This window comes from Mycolicibacterium novocastrense (assembly GCF_001570485.1).
Lineage (GTDB): Bacteria > Actinomycetota > Actinomycetes > Mycobacteriales > Mycobacteriaceae > Mycobacterium > Mycobacterium novocastrense.
The window spans coordinates 575,058-595,357 of record NZ_BCTA01000036.1 but is presented as its reverse complement, the minus strand read 5'-3'; the positions used below and the strand labels follow the sequence as shown (position 1 = coordinate 595,357).

Below are 20,300 nucleotides of genomic sequence, written 5' to 3'. Positions count from 1 at the left end.
GACAGGAGGATTCGTGACAACACCGCTGAGGACCGTGGTCTGGGCGACGGGCGGCGTCGGGTCGATCGCCATCGACGCGATCGGCAGCCGACCGGACCTCGAGCTGGTGGGGGTGTGGGTGCACTCCGAGGACAAGATCGGCAAGGACGCCGGGGAGCTGGCCGGTGGTGAGCCGATCGGGGTGACGGCGACCAATGACGCCGACGCGTTGGTCGCGCTCCAGCCAGACTGCGTCGTGTACGCCGCGAGCGGTCCCGAACGCGATGCGGGTGCGGTGCCCGACTACTTGAAACTCCTCGAAGCCGGGATCAACGTGGTGTCGACGTCGTCGACGACGCTGATCTATCCGCCCGCCTACTACTCGCCGGAGTGGCGCGACCAGATGGAACAGGCGGCGAAGAAGGGCGGCGCATCGTTCTACGCCTCGGGGATCTTTCCGGGCTTCGGTTCTGATCAACTCGCACTGGTCCTTGCCACGCAGTCGAAGCGGATTCGGTGCCTGACCGTCACCGAGGTCGCGCTCAACGACCACTACCCGGTGGCCGACGTGATGATGAACGGCATGGGCTTCGGCCATCCGCTCGATTTCGAACCCCTTCTGGAGACTCCGGGGTTCATCGAAATGGCCTGGCGGGCACCGATTCACCTGATCGCGGCCGGGCTCGGCGTGGAGGTCGAGGAAGTCCGCGGGACCCTCGACCGTCGCGTGACGGAACGCGACATCGAGGTGGCGTTCGGCACGATCAAGGCCGGGACGTGTGGTGCGGTGAGTACTCGTGCGGCGGGCGTGGTCAACGGCAGGGAAGCCATCGTCGTTCAGCACATCATCCGGATGGCGCGTGATGTGGCGCCGGACTGGCTGTCCTCGGAGTTCGACGCCACCTACCGCGTCGACATCGACGGTGATCCCGACATTCACTGCGCGATGAACGTCGGCGCCGCCGAGGGCCACGGCGCGGGGCACGCCGCGATGGCCGCCACGGCGATGCGTGTGGTCAACGCGATTCCCTATGTCGTGGCGGCACCCGCCGGTCTGTTGAGTTCGCTTGACCTGCCGAACACGTTGCCCCGGCATGCTTTCGGGTGATCGGAAGTGTTCACCATTCGCTTCGACATGCGCGCGCCGAGCTTCGGCGCGGCTACGACGGACCTGTACGCGGCGGCGATCGACATGTCGGCGTGGGCCGAGCAACACGGTTGTGTGGCGGCGATCCTGTGCGAGCACCACGGCTCCGAGGACGGGTATCTGCCCGCACCGCTGATGTTGGCATCGGCGATCGCGGCCCGCACCGAGCGGTTGCTGCTGAATGTGGTGGTCATCGTGCCCTTCTACGATCCTGTCCGGTTGGCCGAAGACATTGCGGTGCTCGACATTCTGTGCAACGGCCGGGCGTCGTATGTGTTCGGGCTGGGTTATCGGCCCGAGGAGTTCGATCACTTCGGACTCGAGCGGTCGCGCCGGGGTGCGTTGGCTGACGAGAACCTCGCGCTGCTGAGATCGCTGCTGAGCGGCCGACCCGCCGTCCACGACGGCCGTCGTATCACGGTGTCACCACCGCCGTGCACCGACGGCGGGCCGATGCTGATGTGGGGTGGTGCGAGCCTTGCGGCGGCGCGCCGGGCCGGCCGATATGGTCTCGGACTTCTCGCCAACGGCAGCGTGTCCGGCATGCGGGAGGCGTACGAAGCAGCGTCGCGGGAGCACGGGCACGAGCCCGGCGCGATGCTGTTGCCGCCACCCGACACGCCCACGGTCACCTTCCTCGCCGACGATGTCGACGCCGCGTGGGAGGAGCTCGGGACATACTTGCTGCACGACGCCCGGATGTATGCGCAGTGGAACCCCGGCAACAGCGCGTCCGCCGGGATTTCGGCGGCGCGCGATGTGGAAGAGCTGCGTAACGCCTACACCTCGCACCGGATCATCGACACCACCGAGGCGATTGAAATCGTGTCGGGCGGTGGGTTTCTGAACCTTTCACCGCTGTGCGGCGGTATTCCACCCGAGATCGCTTGGCCGTATTTGAGGCGGGTCGGTGATGTGCTCGCGAACCTGACCACGACGAGAGGGAGCAACCCATGACCGACACGAACACCGTCGACCTGTATTACGACCCGTTCGATTTCGACATCGACGACGATCCGTACCCGATCTGGAAGCGGATGCGCGACGAGGCGCCGCTGTATTACAACGAGAAGTACAACTTCTTCGCGCTGAGCCGCTACGACGACGTCGCCAAGGGCCTGCACGACTGGGAAACCTACCGGTCGGGCAAGGGCACCACGATGGACGTCATCATGAGCGGTGTCGATGTGCCGCCCGGGGTGATTCTGTTCGAGGATCCGCCGCTTCACGACATTCACCGACGGGTGCTGTCGAAGGTCTTCACGCCGCGCCGGATGGAGGCCATCGAAGACCTGGTACGCCAGTTCTGCGTGCGCGCGCTCGACTCTTTGGCCGGTGCCGCCCGCTTCGACGTGATCGGCGATTTCGGGGCGCTGATCCCGATGCGGACGATCGGTTACCTGCTGGGCATCCCCGAAGAAGGCCAGCAGCAGATCCGCGACAACACCGACGCCTCGATCGGGCTGAAAGAGGGTAGTTTTCAGGCGGTTTCGGCCGCGACGTTCGAGAACGCCTACCAGCTGTTCGCCGACTACATCGAATGGCGGGCCGAGCATCCGTCGGACGATCTGATGACGCAATTGCTCAACGCCGAGGTCGAGGACGATGGTCGGCTGCGGCCGTTGTCGCGCATCGAGGTGCTGACCTACACATCCATGATCGCCGGCGCCGGTAACGAGACAACGACCAGGCTGATCGGTTTCATCGCCCAGATGCTCGCCGAGCATCCCGATCAGCGACGCGAACTCGTCGACGACTTCTCGTTGATCCCGAAGGCGATCGAAGAGGTGTTGCGCTACCAGGCGCCGTCGCCGGTACAGGCCCGCTACGTCGCTCGGGAGACCGAGGCTTACGGGCAGACGATTGCCGAGGGTTCGGTGATGTTGTTGCTCAACGGTTCTGCCAACCGCGACGAGCGGCGCTATCCCGATGGCGAGAGTTTCGACATCCATCGCGGTGGATCACACCTGTCGTTCGGACAGGGGTTGCACTTCTGCCTCGGCTCGTCGCTGGCCAGGATGCAGGCCAGGGTCGCGCTCGAGGAGATGCTGCGCCGGTGGCCCGAGTGGGAGGTCGACTACGCCGATGCCGCCATGGCTCACACCTCGAGCGTGCGAGGGTGGGGCAAGCTGCCGATCACCGTCGGCTGACGCGGTCACTGGGTTCGCGAGCGCGCATCGTTGTACGGTTGGGACCCCTTGTTTCAAGGGGTGGGCGCTCGCGCAGAGTTTGGCGCCCTCAAGCCGAGCGCGTGGTGACTCCGCGCAGCAGGGTGTCGCGCACATGGATTTGCGACGCCCGGGGGCCCAGATCGTGGAGGAGGTTCTCCGGGATCCACGACACCCCGATGACGACGCGTGCCAGCGTCTCGTTCGACGGCGCGTCGACCGCGATCTCACCCGACCGAATCCCGGCGGTGAGTAGGGATCTCATCTGGCGGACGCGTTTGGTGAACAGCCATGCGATGTTCGGAGTGTCCGGAGGGGACTGCCGCATCCATGCCAGCTGGATCCGGAACTCGTCGCCGAAGTGGGCGAGGGCATTGGTGTGGATCCAGCTCAGCGCATCGAGCTTCTCGACGGCCGACGAGTCGGACCGCAGCACGCTGGTCCACCCCACCTCGGCGACCTTCTCGCCGAACGACTGCATGATCGAGGCCAGTAGTTCCTCTTTCGACCCGATCAGGCGGTACACCGTTCCGGTGCCGAGGCCCGCAGCCGATGCGATGTCGCGGATCGTGGTGACCTCGTACCCTTTTCGCCCGAACTCGGCACGGGCCACCGCACGTACATGCGCGGCCTTGTCGTCACGGGCGTTCTGCTCATCCTCGATCCACGATTTGACCGCGTCGTCGGCGGCGATGAATGCGGCGGATCGATCGAGTTCGGCGTCGGTCGGCGGGACGGTGGCCAGGCCTTCGAGCAGGATCCGGCACAACGTGGCCGCGACCTTGTCGGCGCCCGCACTGTGCCGAATGACATCGAGTCCGACCTGGCGCATCGACTGGACGACCCGGTCGGCCAGGACGGGCAGGTCGACATCGGGCCGCAGATAACCACTCCACCGCGCGGCACGCAGCGTCTGCACCATCGCCTCGAGAATCTTCGCCGGGCGCTGTTGGGCCAGTGCGGCCAGTTCGGGGTTCGAGGTCGGTGTTTCGTAGAACGTCATCTGTAGCGCGGCGCTGTGGGTGACCGCGCACTGGGCGATCGCGGCGCCCAGCTCCACGATCCGATCGAACGCCGACAGCGGGGCGGGGTCGTCGAGCCGATCGAGGGCGTGATCGGCGATGCGATCGAGATCGTCGTGGTAGCGCCGAAGCAACTCGACGAGGATCGCTTCCTTGGACTCGAAATGGTGATACAGGCTGCCCGGCAGGATCCCTGCGGCGTCGGCGATCTCCTGGAGTGAGGTTCGCAGCCCGGACGTGGCGATCAACGACGCCGCTGTCTGCAAGATCTCGGTCCGCCGGGTGCCGTCGTCGTAGGAATTGCCTGCATGCTTCGCGAGGTCGGCCTTCGGCGTCACACGACGCCCCACAGCACCTCCAACACCAGGCTCCCGTCCACCTGTTTGGTCGAACCGACCCAAAGTTTGGTTAACGCTACCAGAGCCGAGCCGGTGCACAGTGTCGCTCGAGGTGAAAGCGGGGATTGCGGCACCGCTTGGTCACGAGCTGGCCGGGGAGCGAACGGGGTGCAGCGGGCGCTCGTAGGAGATGTCGGTGCGGTCGTGTGCGACGGTGAGGATATCGGCGAGAAATCCCATGGTCTCGTCGGTGATCAGCGTCGTCCCCTCGGTGTGCCATTCCACGACGCACACCCGCGCGGCGATGGCCCACCGGCCGTCGCGGCGCTCGAGCCGGTCGATATAGCGGCCTCCGTTGACGGTCAAGTGGTTCGCCGGGGCGCGGTCGGTGCCGACGAACAGATAGTAGGTTTCGGCGTGGGCCTGATCGCCGGCGATGTCCGCGGTGTGGTTCACCAGGTAGTGCTGGTAGCGGGTCTGCGTCTCGTGGTACGCGAATGCCCAGTCGATGAATTGGTCGACGGGGCCGACGAACCCGATGTGCTCGTCGACGGCGCCGTCGTGGTAGGCCGAACGCACCAATTCGCGGTCGCGTCGGTCCATCCCGCGCGCGTACCGCTGCATACAGTCGAAGATGTCCGCGCGGTCGCACAGCTCCTGCAGTCTCTCGTTCACAGCGCTGTCCCCTCCCAGGTGTCCACGGCGACCACCTCGGAGATCGGTCGTCGTTCCGCCGGGCGGAACCGGACACCGGGTCGAAGCCGGGCGACCGGCAGCAGGCAGCCTTGTACGTAACTTTCCGGGATGTCGAGCAGATCGCGCACCGCTGCCTCGTGAGTCAGGTGCAGCGTCGTCACGCACGTTCCGTAGCCGCGCATGTGAAGCGCGAGCGCGAAGTTCCATACTGCTGGGAAGATCGAACCGTACAGCGTCGCCTGGTAGAAGGACTCGTCGCCGTCGACGCGCGGCAGATACGGTTCGTAGCAGGGGATTACGAGAAGCGGGACCTTCGCCATGTTCTCGACCAGCCACTCGGTCGAGGACATGATCTTCTTGCCGGGTGTATCCGGTGGCAGCAGGTCGGCGATCAACTGGCCGCCGACTTTCTGCAGATAGGCATCCCGATAGAGTTCGGCCAGCCGCGCCCGGAGCCTTTCGTCGAGTACGGCCACCCATCGCCAACTCTGTTGATTCGAGCCATTCGGGGCGTGCATCGCGATCCGAAGACACTCTGCGACCACGTCGCGATCCACCGGGGCGTCGAGGTCGAGCGACTTTCGAGCCGACCTGGTCGTCGTGAGGAGCTGATCGGTATCGATTGGGGGGCTCCTTGTGGTGGGGCTTGTTGCCGAAGATAATGCGGAACAGATCTTTGGTCAATGCTGCCGTGGCCCGTTCGGGCAGTGACGTCAGCCGGTGACGCCGAGGCGCCGGGTCACCGCGAATACCTCGTCGTAGATCGATCCCGGAATGGTGAACGGCTCCGTCGCTGCTACGTCCGTGAGATGCTCGGCGATGTCCTCGGCCGTCGGATCACCGTCCCGTGGTGCCAGCCAGCCCTCGCTCAGCCCGATGAACACCCTGGCGAACCGGCCCGCACAGGCGGAGAAGTTCTGATGGCTGACATCGCAGGCCCGACTGGCGAGGTACACCACGAGCGGAGCGACGAGCTCGGGACGGATGGCGGCGAAGAACCCGTTGTCCTCGAGGGCTTTCGGGTCGGCGAGCGTTTCGGTGACCATCCGGGAGATCCCGAAGGGCAACACGGTGTTGGCGCGGATTCCGTGCGGTTCACCTTCGAGCGCGATGACGTTGGCAAGGCCGACGATGCCGGCCTTGGCCGCGGCGTAATGCGCCTCCAGGTGCTGGCCGAACATGCCCGCAGATGACGCGACGAACACGAACCGTCCGTAACCCTGCGCCTTCATCGCTCGGTAAGCGGGCTGGGACAGGTAGAACGCGCCGTCGAGGTGGACGGACAGCATGCGTCGCCAGTCGTCGGGTGTCAGTTCGTCGAATGCGATGGAGTTGAAGATGCCCGCATTGCTGATCACCGCGTCGAGCCGGCCGAACGCGTCGACGGCGGTCCGTACGATCGCCGCACCGCCCGCCGGGCTGTCCACCGAGTCATAGGACGCGATGGCCGTCCCGCCGGACGCGGTGATCTCGTCGACCACCTGATCGGCGACCGCCGTGTCCTTCCCGGCACCGTGCATGGTTCCGCCGAGATCGTTGACGACGACCGACGCACCGCGCCTTGCCAACTCGAGCGCATAGACACGGCCGAGCCCGCGACCCGCGCCGGTGACCACGGCGACCTGGTCGGTGAAATCGATCATCGTCCCTCCGGCGATTGACGGCGGTCCGGCCGGACTCTACGTTGGAACAGATATTTGGTCAACGAGAAAGGGCGCGCTCGATGCCGAGCGAGGACGCCGATGATCCCAAGCGCTTGGCGCTGCTGGCCTCGGCGCTGGCCGGCCGCACGGTAGCGGTTGCCCCGGCCGCTGCTGGTGAACCGGCGTGGACCGACGGCGTCACGGTGTTCGTCGACGCATCAGCCGGCGCGCACCGCCAACTCGAGTCGGTCACGGTGCAGGCGTCGCTTCTGGCCAGTGGCGGGTTGGACCCGGACGTGGTGCGAAAACTCGTTCGGCGTCCAGCGCTGGCGCGGCGGTATCTCGCGGTCGAGGGCCAGCGGGCGCTGTCGGTGAACGACGACCTGCTGCCGTCGCGCGTCCGTTCGCTCCTCGACTGCGAACTGGCGGCGCGCGCGGATTCGGCGGTCGGCTCGCTGAAGCTGGCGGGGGAGCACCGTGACATCGCCGATCCGCCCGCGGGCTTCGGCGTGATCAAAGCGCAGAAGCTGTTGGCGGCGCGCGCCGTCGCCGCGCATGTGGAACCGGCCGGCGGGCATGCGCCGCGCCGCGAATCGAACAGAGAGTTGGCCGAGCTCGGCGACGATGACGAAGTCGCCGATGGTGAGGACGTGATCGACCCCTTCTCGAGCCCAGTCGGCGGAGGCGGCGCGCTCGGCAAGCTCCTGAAACGTATGACCAAGAGCGTGCGGAAACTCGCCGGTGGCGGCACACCTGGCGCTGACACGCCAACCCATAGGTCCCGCAAGGGACTTCGCGGTGCGGGCGCAGTGACGTCGGGTGCGGCCGGGGCGGTGGACACCGACGGCTGGGATGCTTCCGACACCGAGGGGCGCACATATCCCGAGTGGGACTTCCAACGGCGCCGCTACCGAGCGGACTGGTGCACGGTGCTCGAGATCGAGGCTCCCATCAAGGAGGGACAAACGCTGGCACGTCCGGATGTTCACGCGTTGCGGCGGCCGCTGACCCGTCTGGGTATCGGGCTGGACCGATGCCACCGGCAGACGCAGGGTGACGACATCGATGTCGATGCCGCGGTCGAGGCGCGCGTGGAAACCCTGGCGGGTTCGACCCCGGACGAGGCCGTCTACCTCGACAACCTGCGTAGACGACGCGACCTGGCGGTGCTCATCCTGCTCGACATCTCCGGATCGGCCAGGGAGGCGGGCACTTTCGGGCAGACCGTGCACGAACAGCAGCGGGCGGCCGCGGCGGCGCTGACGATCGCGCTGCACGAACTCGGAGACCGCGTGGCGCTGTACGCATTTCAGTCGCAAGGCCGCTCATCGGTCAATCTGATGCCGGTCAAGCGCTTCGACGATCACCTCGATGCCATGGTCATGCGGCGCCTGGGCAGCCTCACCGCCGGCGCCTACTCACGGTTGGGGGCGGCGATCCGCCACGGTAGCGCGGTGATGAGGGAGAAGGCCGGCACGTCGCGTCGACTGCTGGTCGTGCTGTCCGACGGTTTGGCCTACGACCACGGCTACGAACGGCTGTACGGTGCGGCCGACGTCCGAAAGGCACTGGGTGAGACTCGCCGCGAGGGTATCGGCTGCTTGTGCCTGACCATTGGGGCGGCCACCGACTCAGGCGAGCTGGGCAGGGTGTTCGGCAGCGCCGCGCATGCGTCGATTCCCAAGCCCGCGCAGTTGGCCGGCGTGATCGGTCCGTTGTTCCGCTCGGCGCTGCGCACCGCCGACCTGCGTCGGCGCGTATCGACTGCGACTACACCTTGAACCAAACATCTGTTCCGCGCTAGGGTCCTAAGCGAGCCCGAATCGAAGGGAAGCCATGCAGGTGAAGCCCCCGCGGCCCTACTACGTGCCCGTCGCGAACGAGGAGCAGGTCTTCAAGGCCGCATACCAGCAGGGGCTCTCGATCGCGCTCAAAGGTCCCACGGGCTGCGGCAAGACGCGGTTCGTCGAGGCGATGGCATACGACCTGGATCGTCCGCTGATCACCGTCGCCTGCCACGACGACCTGACCACTGCCGATCTCGTCGGCCGGTTCCTCCTGCGCGGCGGTGAGACCGAGTGGGTCGACGGGCCCCTGACGCGTGCGGTCCGCGACGGCGCCATCTGCTATCTCGACGAGGTCGTGGAAGCCCGCCAGGACACCACCGTCGTGCTGCATCCGCTGGCCGACCACCGTAGACAACTGCCGATCGAACGGCTGGGGATAACGCTGGACGCGGCACCGGGGTTCTGCCTGGTGGTCTCCTACAACCCGGGCTACCAGAGCGTGCTGAAAGACCTCAAGGACTCCACCAGGCAGCGGATGGTGGCGATCGAATTCGGTTTTCCGACAGCCGACGTCGAGGAGAAGATCGTCGCCAGCGAAGCGGGTATCGCCCACGACCGTGCCGCAGAACTGGTCCGGCTGGGCCATGCGATCCGGAGGTTGGAGACGGGGGGCCTCCGCGAAGTCGCTTCGACGCGGGTCCTGATCGCCGCGGGCCGGCTGATCGCCGAAGGCCTGACCTCACGGGATGCGGCGCGCGCCGCGATCGCCGGTCCGCTCACCGATGACGCCACCGTGACCCGCGGTTTGGTCGAGATGATCGACGCGTACCTGGTCGACCAGGCTCCGGACCATTGACCGCGATCATGACCCTCGCTACTGTCTGAACAAATATTAGGTTTCATCAACGGAGGTGGCATGTCCTACGAGAGCACCGCGGAACCAATCAAGTTCGGGTACCTCATGGACTTCAAGCTGCCCGACCTCTACCCGCAGGAGATGAAGGAAGATCTGTCCAATCCCTTCGAGCTGATCTTCGCCGAGGCCGTTGAGAACGGAGTGATCGATCGGCCCATCGAGATCATCTACAAAGAGGTCGAGGGGCTGCCGAAAGGTTCGGTCAAAGCGGTGATCGACGCCTACGGCGAACTCGTCGACGAGGGGTGCCTCGCGGTGTTCGGTCCGCACATCACCGATAACTGCGTACCGACCCGCGAGGCCATCGAGGAGAAGTTCCGGGTGCCCGCGCTCAGCGTCACCGGCAGCGATGCCTGGTTGGGGGAGTGGACGTTCGCGTTTCCGCAGGGGTCCTTGACCGACGAGCCGATCTTCTGGGCAGATCTTCTGGCCAAGGGCGGGCACCACGAGGTCGGTGTCCTCATGGAGCAGTCACTGGTCGGCGAGACGTACGTGAAGAACTTCCGGACGGCGTGCCGGCGCAAGGGGATCCGGATCGTCGCCGAAGCCGCGATCGCGCAGACGGCCCAGGATGTCTCGGAAGCGGTGCGCACACTGTATGAGGCCAAGGCACAGGCCGTGGTACACGCCGGTTTCGGGTTCGGCATCGTGTTCGTCAACCCGGCCCTGGAAGAACTCGGTTGGGATCCACCGCGGTTCACCAGTACGGCGTTCCAGAACGCGTGGATCAACCCCATCATGTGGAACGCGTTCATGGGGTGGACGGGCGTCGACCAGTACGACGAGGGCAACCCCGTCGGTCAGCGGTTCCTCGACAAGTACCAGGAGAAGTTCGGTCGCCGACCGGAATATTGTGTGCCCGTCGTGAATTGCGATGTCGCCTCGGCCCTGCTACGTGCGTGCGCCGATGCTCATCCGCTGAGCCCGCGGGGGGTCAAGGAGGCGCTGGAACGCGTCAAGATGATGCCCGCCGCCGCGGGCGCGCCGGGTACCCGCGTGTCGTTCGGCAACTGGACGCGGCGAGCCTGGATGGGCGCCGGATACCTCGTGGCCCGAAGGCTCGATGCCGACGGCGTCAACTCGCATCTCGTCGACCGCTTTGGTGAGGAGTAGCCCCGTGACCACCGAAACACCGAAGGTCGACCCCACGGCTGCGCCCGCTGAAGCACCGAAGCGCAATTGGCTCGGGCCGACGATCTCGGTGGCCGCGCTCCTCGCCATCGCGGTGTTCTTCGCCGTCAACACCCGCAAGGGGCCGGGCTCACCGCGGATCGCCAATCCCGATGTCGAGGGGACACCGCGGCCCGTGGAGGTGCTGTTCGGGTGGAGCACCTCCACCTGGGTGGTGATCCTGGAGACCTTCACCGTGATCACGATGGCCGTCATCGTCACGCTGTGGGTGGTGCACTGGCGGCGCAACCCACACAACCCCACGCTGCTGATGGCGTTGGTCACCTCGTTGATCGTGTGGCAAGACCCGATCATGAACTGGTCGCCGTTCGCGGTCTACAACCCGGAACTGGCGCACCTGCCCGAGGACTGGCCGCTGGTGTCACTGTCACCGACCGTCGAACCGTTCGTGGTTCTCGGCTACGTGATGTTCTACCTCGGGCCGTACTTTCCGGCCATCTGGATCCTGCGGAAACTGCAGGCCCGCAGGCCCGTTGACTCGTTCGTCTGGCGTCACCCGCTGATCAGCCTGGCGGCCATCATCTTCCCGATCGGCGTGGTCGTGGACGCGGCGCTGGAGATCACCCTGGTGCGCACCGGCATGTACATCTATTCGCAGGTGCCGCCGTGGGCATCGGTGTTCACCGGAGATACCTATCAGTTCCCGTTGATCTGGGAAGTGGTGGCGGTGACGTTCGTGATGATTCCCGCAGGTGTGCTGCTCTACCGCGACGACACCGGTAAGTCCGTTGCCGAGAAGCTCGCTCAGCGGGCCCGCATCTTCGCCTCGAGGCCCAGGCTGGGCACGTTCATTGTGATGTTCGTGATCATCAACATCGCCTATTTCTGCTACGGCGGGCTGTTCGCGATCGTGAAGGCGACCAAGATCTCCACCTCGGTGGCCTGCCCGTGGCCGTATCCGGAAGTGAAGGTCTATGACCCGCAAGGCTTTTACGAAGCGAACGGCCAACCCGGTCCGTACTCGGTCGGGATCATGTCCACCTGGATGAGTGGACAGCCCGACGGGCGTCCGCAGGTGCAACTGGGTGAGAAGAGCGACCGGTGCGCGCCGGAAAACGCCAATGGGTGATGGGCGCTTGCGCGCAGAGCAGACGATGAGGAACGAGCGCAGCGTCGTCATCACCGGCGCCTCCCGAGGGCTGGGGCTGGCCTCGGCGTCTCACCTGTACCGGCAGGGCTGGCGCGTCATTGCGGCGATGCGGTCCGTCGACGCCGGCCTACAACGCCTGCGTGAGACGACCGGCGCCGCGCCGGAGGACCCCAACCTGATCGGCGTTCCGCTCGACCTGACCGACACCGCGTCGATCGAGGCGGCCGCGAAGTCCATCGAGGAGGCCGTTGGTGCGCCTTACGCCGTGGTGCACAACGCGGGGATCTCTGCGGCCGGCATGGTCGAGGAGACTCCGGTGAGCCTGTGGGAGCAGATGTTCGCAACCAACATCTTCGGCCCCGTCGCGTTGACCAAGGCGCTGCTGCCGTCCATGCGTGAGGCGGGGCGCGGCCGCATCGTGCTGGTGTCGAGTCAGGGCGGGGTACGCGGAATGCCCGCCACTGCACCGTATTCGGCAGTCAAGGGGGCGTTGGAGCGCTGGGGCGAGTCGATGGCCGCAGAGGTCGCGCCGTTCGGCATCGGTGTCACGATCCTGGTCACCGGCACTTACGACACCGAGATCATCACCGATGCGGGGACCACCGACTGCCGCGATCTGGACGGTCCCTACGCGCCGCATCACAGCACGATGGACAAGCGTGGCCGGGCCGCCATGCGGATGGCCGCGCGATCGCCCGAGAAGTTCGCGGCCGGGCTGGCCAAGGCGTTGGACAGCTCCAAGCCGTTCGTCAAGCGGTCGGTAGGGCCCGACGCTCGAATGTTGTTGATCGCCAACCGGGTGTTCCCCTCTGCCGGACTGCATCAGATGATCCGGCTGATGATGGGCATCCCGCGATTCGGCGCGCTACGAGGAAGCAGAGACCATGGCTGACATTCGCTTCGAATCGAAGATGATGATCGACGGCAAGCTCGTCGACGGTGAGGCCGGCGCCTTCACCAACATCAACCCCGCGACCGAGGAGGTGCTCGGCGAGGTCGCCGATGCCTCGAAGGCCGATATGCACCGCGCGATCGACGCGGCACGGCGGGCCTTCGACGAGACGGACTGGTCGACGAATCACGCGTTCCGCCAGAAGTGTCTGCTGCAGTTGCAGGAGGCGATCGAGTCCGAGCAGGAAGAGCTGCGTGAGGAACTCATCCTCGAGGTGGGCTGTCCGCGCGCGATCACGCACGGCCCGCAGCTGGATGCGCCGCTGTCCGACGCCCTGAGATTTCCGGCGCGGCTGATCGACGAATATCCCTGGGAGACATCGCTGGGCGACGCGCTCGTGTCGGTCACCGGGGTCAACACCACCCGCAAAGTCTGGCGCGAACCCGTCGGCGTGGTCGGGGCGATCGTGCCGTGGAACTTTCCATTCGAGGTCACCATCCAGAAGCTCGGCCAGGCCCTGGGCACCGGTAACACCGTCGTGCTCAAACCGGCGCCCAACACCCCCTACAACGCCACCCGGCTGGGCCGGCTGATCGCCGAGAACACCGACATCCCACCGGGTGTCGTGAACGTCGTCACCGCATCGGATCACTTCGTCGGCGAGGAACTCACCCTGTCGCCGAAGGTGGACCTGATCTCGTTCACCGGGTCCACCGTCGTGGGCCGCCGCATCATGGAGAAGGGCGCCGCGACGATGAAGCGGCTGTTCCTGGAACTGGGCGGCAAGTCGGCGACCATCGTGCTGGAGGACGCGGACTTCGCGGTGGGATGCATGATGGGCATCGCGCCCTGCATGCACGCGGGTCAGGGGTGCGCCAACCCCACCCGGCTGCTGCTGCCGCGGTCCCGTTACGACGAAGGCGTCGAGATCCTCAAAGGAATCTACGAGGGTGTCGCACCGGGCGATCCGCAGGATCCCGGCACCCTGTGCGGCCCGGTCATCTCCGACAAACAGCGCAGCCGGATCCGCGGATACATCGACAAGGGTGTGGAGGAGGGGGCGACCCTGCTCGTCGGCGGAGCCGAGGCACCCGACGGCATGGACAAGGGGTTCTTCGTCAAGCCCACGCTTTTCGTCAACGTCGACAACTCGATGACCATCGCCCAGGAGGAGATCTTCGGCCCGGTGCTCTCGGTGATCCCGTTCGACGACGAGGACGACGCGGTGCGCATCGCCAACGACAGCCCGTACGGACTGGCGGGCAACGTGATGGCCGGAACGCTGGAGCGCGCCCTCTCGGTGGCCAGGCGACTGCGCGCCGGATTCATCGGGTTGAACGGCACCGCCGGGTATGGCGCCGACACGCCGTTCGGCGGATACAAGGCCAGCGGCATCGGGCGCCAGAACGGTGTCGCGGGATTCGACCAGTACACCGAGATCAAGTCCGTCGCCTATCCGGCCGGTTCCTAGGAAGAAGACATGCAACTGTTGTTTGACGACCTCGAGGACTTCGGCGAATTCGACGACTTCGTGTCGGGCGATGTGCGTGACCCCCACACCGAACTGGCGAGGCTGCGTCGCGAGGAGCCGGTCCAGAAGATCGAGATCCCCGGCATCCCAGGGCAAGAGGGCAAGCCGATCGTCATGGTCTACCGCTATGACGAAGCGCAGCAGATGCTGCGGGACAACGAGACGTTCTCCTCGTCGATCATCATCCAGGCGTTCGGCGATGTGTTCGGCAAGCATGTGATGCTGGGCATGGACGAACCCGAACACGGCAGGCACCGGAGCCTGGTGGCCAAGGCGTTCTCGCAAAAAGCCTTGGCCCGTTGGGAAGACACGCTGGTCACCCCTATCGGCAACGCGCTGATCGACCGCTTCGCCGACCGGGGGAGCGCCGACCTGGTCAAGGAATTCAACTTCCCGTACCCCACGTTGATCATCGCCGGGCTGTTGGGGCTGCCGCAGGACGATTACGCGCAGTTTCAGAAGTGGTCCATCTCGCTGCTGTCGTTCACCGTCAACCCCGAACGCGGCCGAGAAGCGTCACTGGCGCTGGCGGACTACTTCAGGCCGATCCTGGCCGCCCGCCGAGAGGAGCCCCGCGACGATCTGATCAGCCGGCTGGCCGGGGCCGAGATCGATGGCGAGAAGCTCTCGGATGAGGAGATCTTCTCGTTCCTGAGGTTGCTTCTTCCCGCCGGGGTGGAGACCACCTATAGGTCGCTGGGCAACCTGTTGTTCGGGCTGTTGTCCAATCCCGAACAGCTGGAGGCACTTCGGGCTGACCGGTCGCTGATACCGCAGGCGATCGAGGAAGCGGTGCGCTGGGAGCCGCCGCTGAGCATGATCACCCGGGTGGCCACCTGCGACACCGAACTCGGCGGCGTTCACATCCCGGAGGGTTCCTCGGTGATGCCGGTGTTGGGCGCGGCCAACCGGCAGGACGAACGGTTCCCCGATCCCGATCAGTTCGACATCTTCCGCGAATCCAAGGCCAACATCGGGTGGGGCCACGGTGTGCACGTCTGCCTGGGCATGCACCTGGCGCGGCTGGAGATGCGGGTGGCGCTCAACCTCCTGCTGGACCGCCTGCCCAGTTTGCGGCTCGATCCGGGCGCCGAGGAGGCCTACATCCGCGGGCAGGTATTCCGGTCCCCGACGGCGCTGCCCATCGTCTTCGACACACCAGCGAGCCCATGACCGATCTTCGCTTCGACGGGCAGGTGGTGGTCATCACCGGCGGTGGGCGGGGAATCGGCCGCGGCCATGCGACGCTGCTTGCCGCGAAGGGTGCACGAGTCGTCGTCGCCGACAACGGAGCCGAGATCGACGGCCGCGCATGCGCATCGCGACCGGCGGACGCAGTCGTCGAGGAAATCGTGCAAGCCGGTGGCCGGGCGGTGGCGTGCAGCGCCTCGGTTGCCGACGAGGCGGGGGCACAGTCGATCATCGACGCCGCGGTTGATGCGTTCGGACACATCGACGCGGTGATCAACAATGCCGGAGTGCACGACCCGGGTCTCTTCGAGGAACTGTCGACGGACCGGATCCGGCGAATGCTCGACGTGCACTATTTCGGAACGCTTTTCGTCTCGCGGGCTGCGTGGCCACATCTGATCCGCGCCGGAGGCGGCCGCATCGTCAACACCGTGTCCGAGGCCATGCTCGGCGGCATCCCGGAACTCACCAGCTACGGAGCCGCCAAGGGGGCGGTCTGGGGGCTGACTCGAAACCTCGCCACCGAAGGTGCGCCCCACGGCATCGCAGTCAATGCGATCGCGCCGCGCGCCTACACACGCATGTCCGCATCGCAGGGACCGCAACTCGCGCAGCTGTACGGCATGTCAGAGGAGACGATGGACGAGATCAACGCCAGCATGCCTCCCGAACTATGCGCTCCCGCAGCGGCTTTCCTTGCGCACCGATCGTGCCCGCTCAACGGTGAGGTCCTGCTGACCGGGATGGGTGGTGTCTCCCGCCTCGCTGTGGTTCGCAGCCAAGGCGTCTGGAAGCAGCCCCTGACCGTCGAAGACATCGCGGAGAACCTCGACCAGATCATGAACGTCGACGATGCCTATGTGACCGAAGCAACCAGGAGTGTTCTGTGACCGATTTCGAGACCGTCGACTTCTTCACCGACGAGAAGCTCGTGCCCGATCCGTACCCGTATTTCGACTTCCTTCGGTCCAAATGTCCGGTGGTGCAGGCGACCCCGTTCAACGTGTTCGCAGTCACCGGCTACGACGAGGCGCTCGCCGTCTATAAGGACCCCGCGTTCTCGTCCTGCGTATCGGTGGCCGGTCCGTTCTCCGGTATGCCCTTCGGTCCCGGTGAATCCGATGATGTCAGCGAGCTGATCGAACAGCACCGCGCCGCTGTCCCGATGGCCGAACACATCACATCGCAGGACCCGCCGCTGCACACCCGCACACGGGGGCTGCTGAACAAACTGATCACACCCAAGCGCCTCAAGGAGAACGAGGACTTCATGTGGCGGTTGGCCGATCGGCAACTCGACACCTTCCTCGACAAGGGCAGCTGCGAGTTCCTGTCTGCCTACGCCAAACCGTTCTCGCTGCTGGTCATCGCCGACCTGCTCGGTGTGCCCGCCGAAGACCACGAGGAGTTCAAGGAGGTCTTCGCGCTCGAAACCGTCGGCGAGCTCGGCAAGGAGGCGCCGACCTCGCACAACCCGCTGGAGTGGCTCAACGAAAAGTTCTACTCCTACATCGAGGACCGCCGACGCGCCCCGCGCCAGGATGTGCTGACCGAGCTGGCGCAGGCCAAACACGAGGACGGGTCAACTCCCGACATCGAAGACGTGATGAACCTGTCGACGTTCCTGTTCGCCGCCGGCACCGAGACGACCACCAAACTTGTCAGCTCGGCGGTCCGATTCATCGCCGACAGCGCGGATTACGAGAAGGAACTCCGCCACGACCGCAGCAAGATTCCCGCGTTCCTCGAAGAAACCCTGCGGATGGAGAGCCCCGTCAAATCCCACTTCCGGATGGCGCGAACCACAACGAAGATCGGTGAAGTCGAGGTACCGGCGGGCACGACCGTCATGCTGCTCCCCGGAGCCTGCAACCGCGACGATCGTAAGTTCACCGACCCCAACACCTTCCGCGCGGACCGGCCGAATGTGCGCGAACAGATCGCGTTCATCCGCGGGGTCCATTCTTGCCCGGGTGCGCCGCTGGCCCGTGCAGAAGGACGAATTTCGCTGAACCGCATCCTGGACCGGATGGCCGACATCACGATCTCCACCGAACATCACGGCCCGCCCGAGGAGCGACGTTTCACCTACGAGCCGACATTCATCATGCGCGGGCTGTCCGAACTGCACATCACCTTCAATCCGATCACCTAGCCCTGCGAGCAGAGGAGTAATGACATGACCGGAAAGCTCGACGGCAAGGTCGCTTTCATCACGGGGGCCGCCCGAGGTCAGGGCCGCGCGCATGCCATCGCGATGGCCAGGGAGGGTGCCGACATCATCGCTGTCGACATCTGCCGCGACATCCCGTCCAACCCCTATCCGCTCGCCACACCCGAAGACCTCGCCGAGACCGAGCGCGCGGTCAAGGAGATCGGGCGGCGCGTCGTTGCCCGGGTCGCCGACGTCCGCGAGCGCCACGAACTGCGGGAGGCGGTGGAGGCCGGTGTCGCCGACCTCGGCAAGATCGACATCGTGGTCGCCAACGCCGGCATTCTGCCGATGGCGATGGGAAACCCCGATCCGATGGGCTTCGTGGACGCGTCGGACGTCGACCTGGTCGGGGTGATGAACACCGTCGCGGTGGCGCTTCCGCATCTGCCCGACGGTGCGTCGGTCATCGTGACCGGCTCGACCGCCGGCATGATCCGCGGCACCACGACGAGCCCGGACATGGGGCCGGGCGGTGCCGGATACGGCTGGAGCAAACGCGTCGTGATCGAGTACGTCGACGAGATGTGTCTTCACCTGGCACCGAGGATGATTCGCATCAACGCCATCCATCCGACGAACTGCAACACCCACCTGTTGCAGAACGAGGGGATGTACGGCGTGTTCCGGCCCGACCTGAAAGCCGAAGGTAAGACGCCGACCCGCGAAGACGCCGAACCGCTGTTCTCACTCTTTCAGGCCATGCCGATCCCGTACATCGAGCCGGAGGACATGGCCAACCTCGGCGTATTTCTGGCCAGCGACGACAGCCGCTACATCACCGGCCAGCACATCCGCGTCGACGCCGGTTCACTGCTCAAATGGCCCACCGGGCCCGGGGGTTAAGGCCGGTGCAGAAATCCGTGCAGGATCGCCTGCACGAGTTCGTCGACGATCGCCTCACGCGACGGCGGTCTGCTGCCGAAGAAGGTGGACCGCAGCGCCACCATCCCGACGATCATGGCGACCGTCGAGTGCGCGGGAAGATCGGGCTGATCTGAACGCAGCCCGCGCAATCGGATACCTTCGGCGCTGATCTGACCCAGCAACGTGAGCGCGCGCCGGATGTCGGCGATGCCCGCGCCGTCGATCTCCTCGTCGGTGAGTCCGTCCGAGGCCACGAGGGTGAGCAGCAGGCCTCGATGCTCGATGAGAACGTCGTAGAGACGCCCCACGAACTGCCGAGTCAGTTCCTCCTCGGTGACTTTGTCGGGTATGACGGCCTGCCAAGTCTGACCGAAGTCGTCGACGAAATCGGTGAACGGCAGGACGAGGGCCTCCCGGAACAGGCCGGCCTTCGAGCCGAAGTGACGAAACAGCAGGTACTCGGACACGCCGGCCGCCTCGGCGATCTCCCGCGTCGTGGTGCTGCGGTAGTCGCGGCGCGCGAACAGGTCGCGGGCGGCGTCGAGCAGGAGCCGCCGGGCCTCGCCGGGGGCCCGGCGTGAGGCCTGCGTCACGCCGGCCGATCCCTTCTTCGCCGAACGTCGCTGGGGCACGGCAAATGACGATAGTCGGCCCTTGACCCCGACGCGTGTAATAGTGTGCACTATTACAGCTGACGTGGGTGCGGAAGGAACGTGGTCGTGGGCCAACTCATCATGCTCGGAACGCTGTTCGGGCTGCTCGTCTTGATCGTCGGCCTGGTGCTGTACTTCGATCCCGAAGCGCGCGGTGAGAGACCGGTTGCGGAGGACGAGCGATGAGCACCGAGCTGACGCCGGCGTTGATCGTCGGCTTGTCTTTCGCCTACGTCGGCGGAGTGCTGTTTTTGGCCTACGGTGTGTATCTGAGCATCCGGCGCGGCCGCCTTCATCCGCTGCTGCTGGTCTCGATTTCGGCGATCTCCTTCTCGTGGATCGAGGCACCTTACGACTGGGCGGTGTACGCCCAGTTCCCTCCCGCACTTCCGCGCATGCCGTCGTGGTGGCCGATGAACATGACGTGGGGCGGCGGACTTCCGTCATCGGTGCCGATCGGATACATCCCCTACTTCGTGCTGCCCGCAGTGATCGGCGCCGCGCTCGGGCGGAGGCTGATTCGGCGATTCGGTTGGCGCAGACCACAAACCCTGATGATCGTGGGTCTGCTCGTCGGGTTCTGCTGGGCACTGCTGTTCAACGGATTCTTCGGCCCCCGCCTCGGGGTCTTCTACTACGGCTACGTGATCCCGGGACTGGCGATCTTCGAGGGGAGCAAGTTCCAGTATCCGATCTACGATGCGATCGCGATGGGCTTGCAGATGATGGTCTTCACCTATCTCCTCGGGCGTGTTGACGCCAAGGGGCGCAACGTGATCGAGGTGTGGGCAGACAAACGATCGTCGAGCCGTGTCGGTTCCTCACTGCTGTCGATCGCCGCCGCCGTCGTGGTGGGCCACCTCATGTACGGCGCGGTCTTCGCGCCGCACCTGGTGACGAAGCTCAGCGGCTACGTGACTTCCGGTCCCACCGAGCAGCTGTTCCCCGGGGTGCCGAACCAGCCCCGCTGAACCCTT

19 protein-coding genes are annotated in these 20,300 nt (G+C 65.7%); 14 read left to right on the top strand and 5 right to left on the bottom strand.

Annotated features, from left to right (window positions below):
- Positions 1–13: 13 nt before the first annotated feature.
- The 3 genes from RMCN_RS15995 to RMCN_RS15985 are packed head-to-tail and all read left to right on the top strand — an operon-like array spanning position 14 to position 3,276.
- On the top strand, positions 14–1,087 hold the full coding sequence (locus RMCN_RS15995; protein ID WP_067390844.1) for an NAD(P)H-dependent amine dehydrogenase family protein: 1,074 nt from the start codon (positions 14–16) through the stop codon (positions 1,085–1,087).
- Positions 1,088–1,093: 6 nt separating this feature from the next.
- Positions 1,094–2,083 (top strand): LLM class flavin-dependent oxidoreductase, encoded by a 990-nt coding sequence (locus RMCN_RS15990; protein ID WP_067390841.1) that lies wholly within the window; start codon positions 1,094–1,096, stop codon positions 2,081–2,083.
- Positions 2,080–3,276 (top strand): cytochrome P450, encoded by a 1,197-nt coding sequence (locus tag RMCN_RS15985; RefSeq protein ID WP_067390838.1) that lies wholly within the window; start codon positions 2,080–2,082, stop codon positions 3,274–3,276. The genes RMCN_RS15990 and RMCN_RS15985 overlap by 4 nt, the downstream gene beginning before the upstream one ends.
- 88 nt (positions 3,277–3,364) lie before the next feature.
- Here the strand turns inward: RMCN_RS15985 and RMCN_RS15980 are convergent, their stop codons facing one another.
- The 4 genes from RMCN_RS15980 to RMCN_RS15965 all read right to left on the bottom strand — a co-directional run bounded on the left by RMCN_RS15980 (position 3,365) and on the right by RMCN_RS15965 (position 6,993).
- The gene (locus RMCN_RS15980) at positions 3,365–4,654 is read right to left on the bottom strand and encodes a TetR/AcrR family transcriptional regulator (RefSeq protein WP_234787673.1); all 1,290 of its coding nucleotides are present in this window, start codon (positions 4,652–4,654) and stop codon (positions 3,365–3,367) included.
- A 141-nt stretch (positions 4,655–4,795) separates the two neighbouring features.
- Positions 4,796–5,329, bottom strand: a complete 534-nt coding sequence (locus RMCN_RS15975; protein ID WP_067390835.1) for a nuclear transport factor 2 family protein — start codon at positions 5,327–5,329, stop codon at positions 4,796–4,798.
- The gene (locus RMCN_RS15970; RefSeq protein ID WP_067390832.1) at positions 5,326–5,973 is read right to left on the bottom strand and encodes a nitroreductase family protein; all 648 of its coding nucleotides are present in this window, start codon (positions 5,971–5,973) and stop codon (positions 5,326–5,328) included. Before RMCN_RS15970 ends, RMCN_RS15975 begins: the two co-directional genes overlap by 4 nt.
- Before the next feature lie 90 nt (positions 5,974–6,063).
- Positions 6,064–6,993: an SDR family NAD(P)-dependent oxidoreductase gene (locus RMCN_RS15965; protein ID WP_067390828.1), complete on the bottom strand. Its 930-nt coding sequence runs from the start codon at positions 6,991–6,993 to the stop codon at positions 6,064–6,066.
- 80 nt (positions 6,994–7,073) lie between these two features.
- Between RMCN_RS15965 and RMCN_RS15960 the strand changes: the two genes are divergently transcribed.
- Genes RMCN_RS15960 through RMCN_RS15915 form a run of 10 tightly spaced genes read left to right on the top strand, consistent with a single transcriptional unit; the run spans position 7,074 to position 18,649 of the window.
- Positions 7,074–8,774: a nitric oxide reductase activation protein NorD gene (locus tag RMCN_RS15960; RefSeq protein WP_067390824.1), complete on the top strand. Its 1,701-nt coding sequence runs from the start codon at positions 7,074–7,076 to the stop codon at positions 8,772–8,774.
- A 55-nt stretch (positions 8,775–8,829) separates the two neighbouring features.
- Entirely contained in the window at positions 8,830–9,636 is an 807-nt protein-coding gene (locus tag RMCN_RS15955) for a CbbQ/NirQ/NorQ/GpvN family protein (RefSeq protein WP_067390821.1), read from the top strand.
- 60 nt (positions 9,637–9,696) lie between these two features.
- The gene (locus RMCN_RS15950) at positions 9,697–10,809 is read left to right on the top strand and encodes an ABC transporter substrate-binding protein (RefSeq protein WP_067390818.1); all 1,113 of its coding nucleotides are present in this window, start codon (positions 9,697–9,699) and stop codon (positions 10,807–10,809) included.
- Complete coding sequence (locus tag RMCN_RS15945) at positions 10,760–11,956, top strand: spirocyclase AveC family protein (RefSeq protein WP_276018787.1); 1,197 nt, start codon at positions 10,760–10,762, stop codon at positions 11,954–11,956. The genes RMCN_RS15950 and RMCN_RS15945 overlap by 50 nt, the downstream gene beginning before the upstream one ends.
- A 25-nt stretch (positions 11,957–11,981) precedes the next feature.
- On the top strand, positions 11,982–12,869 hold the full coding sequence (locus tag RMCN_RS15940; protein ID WP_067391212.1) for an SDR family oxidoreductase: 888 nt from the start codon (positions 11,982–11,984) through the stop codon (positions 12,867–12,869).
- 19 nt (positions 12,870–12,888) lie between these two features.
- Complete coding sequence (locus RMCN_RS15935; protein WP_064415023.1) at positions 12,889–14,340, top strand: aldehyde dehydrogenase family protein; 1,452 nt, start codon at positions 12,889–12,891, stop codon at positions 14,338–14,340.
- 9 nt (positions 14,341–14,349) lie between these two features.
- Complete coding sequence (locus RMCN_RS15930) at positions 14,350–15,573, top strand: cytochrome P450 (protein WP_067390811.1); 1,224 nt, start codon at positions 14,350–14,352, stop codon at positions 15,571–15,573.
- Entirely contained in the window at positions 15,570–16,481 is a 912-nt protein-coding gene (locus RMCN_RS15925; RefSeq protein WP_067390808.1) for an SDR family NAD(P)-dependent oxidoreductase, read from the top strand. The genes RMCN_RS15930 and RMCN_RS15925 overlap by 4 nt, the downstream gene beginning before the upstream one ends.
- On the top strand, positions 16,478–17,746 hold the full coding sequence (locus RMCN_RS15920) for a cytochrome P450 (protein ID WP_067390805.1): 1,269 nt from the start codon (positions 16,478–16,480) through the stop codon (positions 17,744–17,746). Before RMCN_RS15925 ends, RMCN_RS15920 begins: the two co-directional genes overlap by 4 nt.
- 24 nt (positions 17,747–17,770) lie before the next feature.
- Positions 17,771–18,649 (top strand): mycofactocin-coupled SDR family oxidoreductase, encoded by an 879-nt coding sequence (locus RMCN_RS15915; protein ID WP_067390802.1) that lies wholly within the window; start codon positions 17,771–17,773, stop codon positions 18,647–18,649.
- Here RMCN_RS15915 and RMCN_RS15910 read toward each other — a convergent pair.
- The gene (locus RMCN_RS15910) at positions 18,646–19,302 is read right to left on the bottom strand and encodes a TetR/AcrR family transcriptional regulator (RefSeq protein WP_067390799.1); all 657 of its coding nucleotides are present in this window, start codon (positions 19,300–19,302) and stop codon (positions 18,646–18,648) included. The two genes, RMCN_RS15915 and RMCN_RS15910, sit on opposite strands and share 4 nt — an antisense overlap.
- A 203-nt stretch (positions 19,303–19,505) precedes the next feature.
- Here RMCN_RS15910 and RMCN_RS15905 point away from each other — a divergent pair, with 203 nt between their 5' ends.
- Complete coding sequence (locus RMCN_RS15905; protein WP_067390796.1) at positions 19,506–20,294, top strand: spirocyclase AveC family protein; 789 nt, start codon at positions 19,506–19,508, stop codon at positions 20,292–20,294.
- The last annotated feature ends 6 nt before the right edge of the window (positions 20,295–20,300 follow it).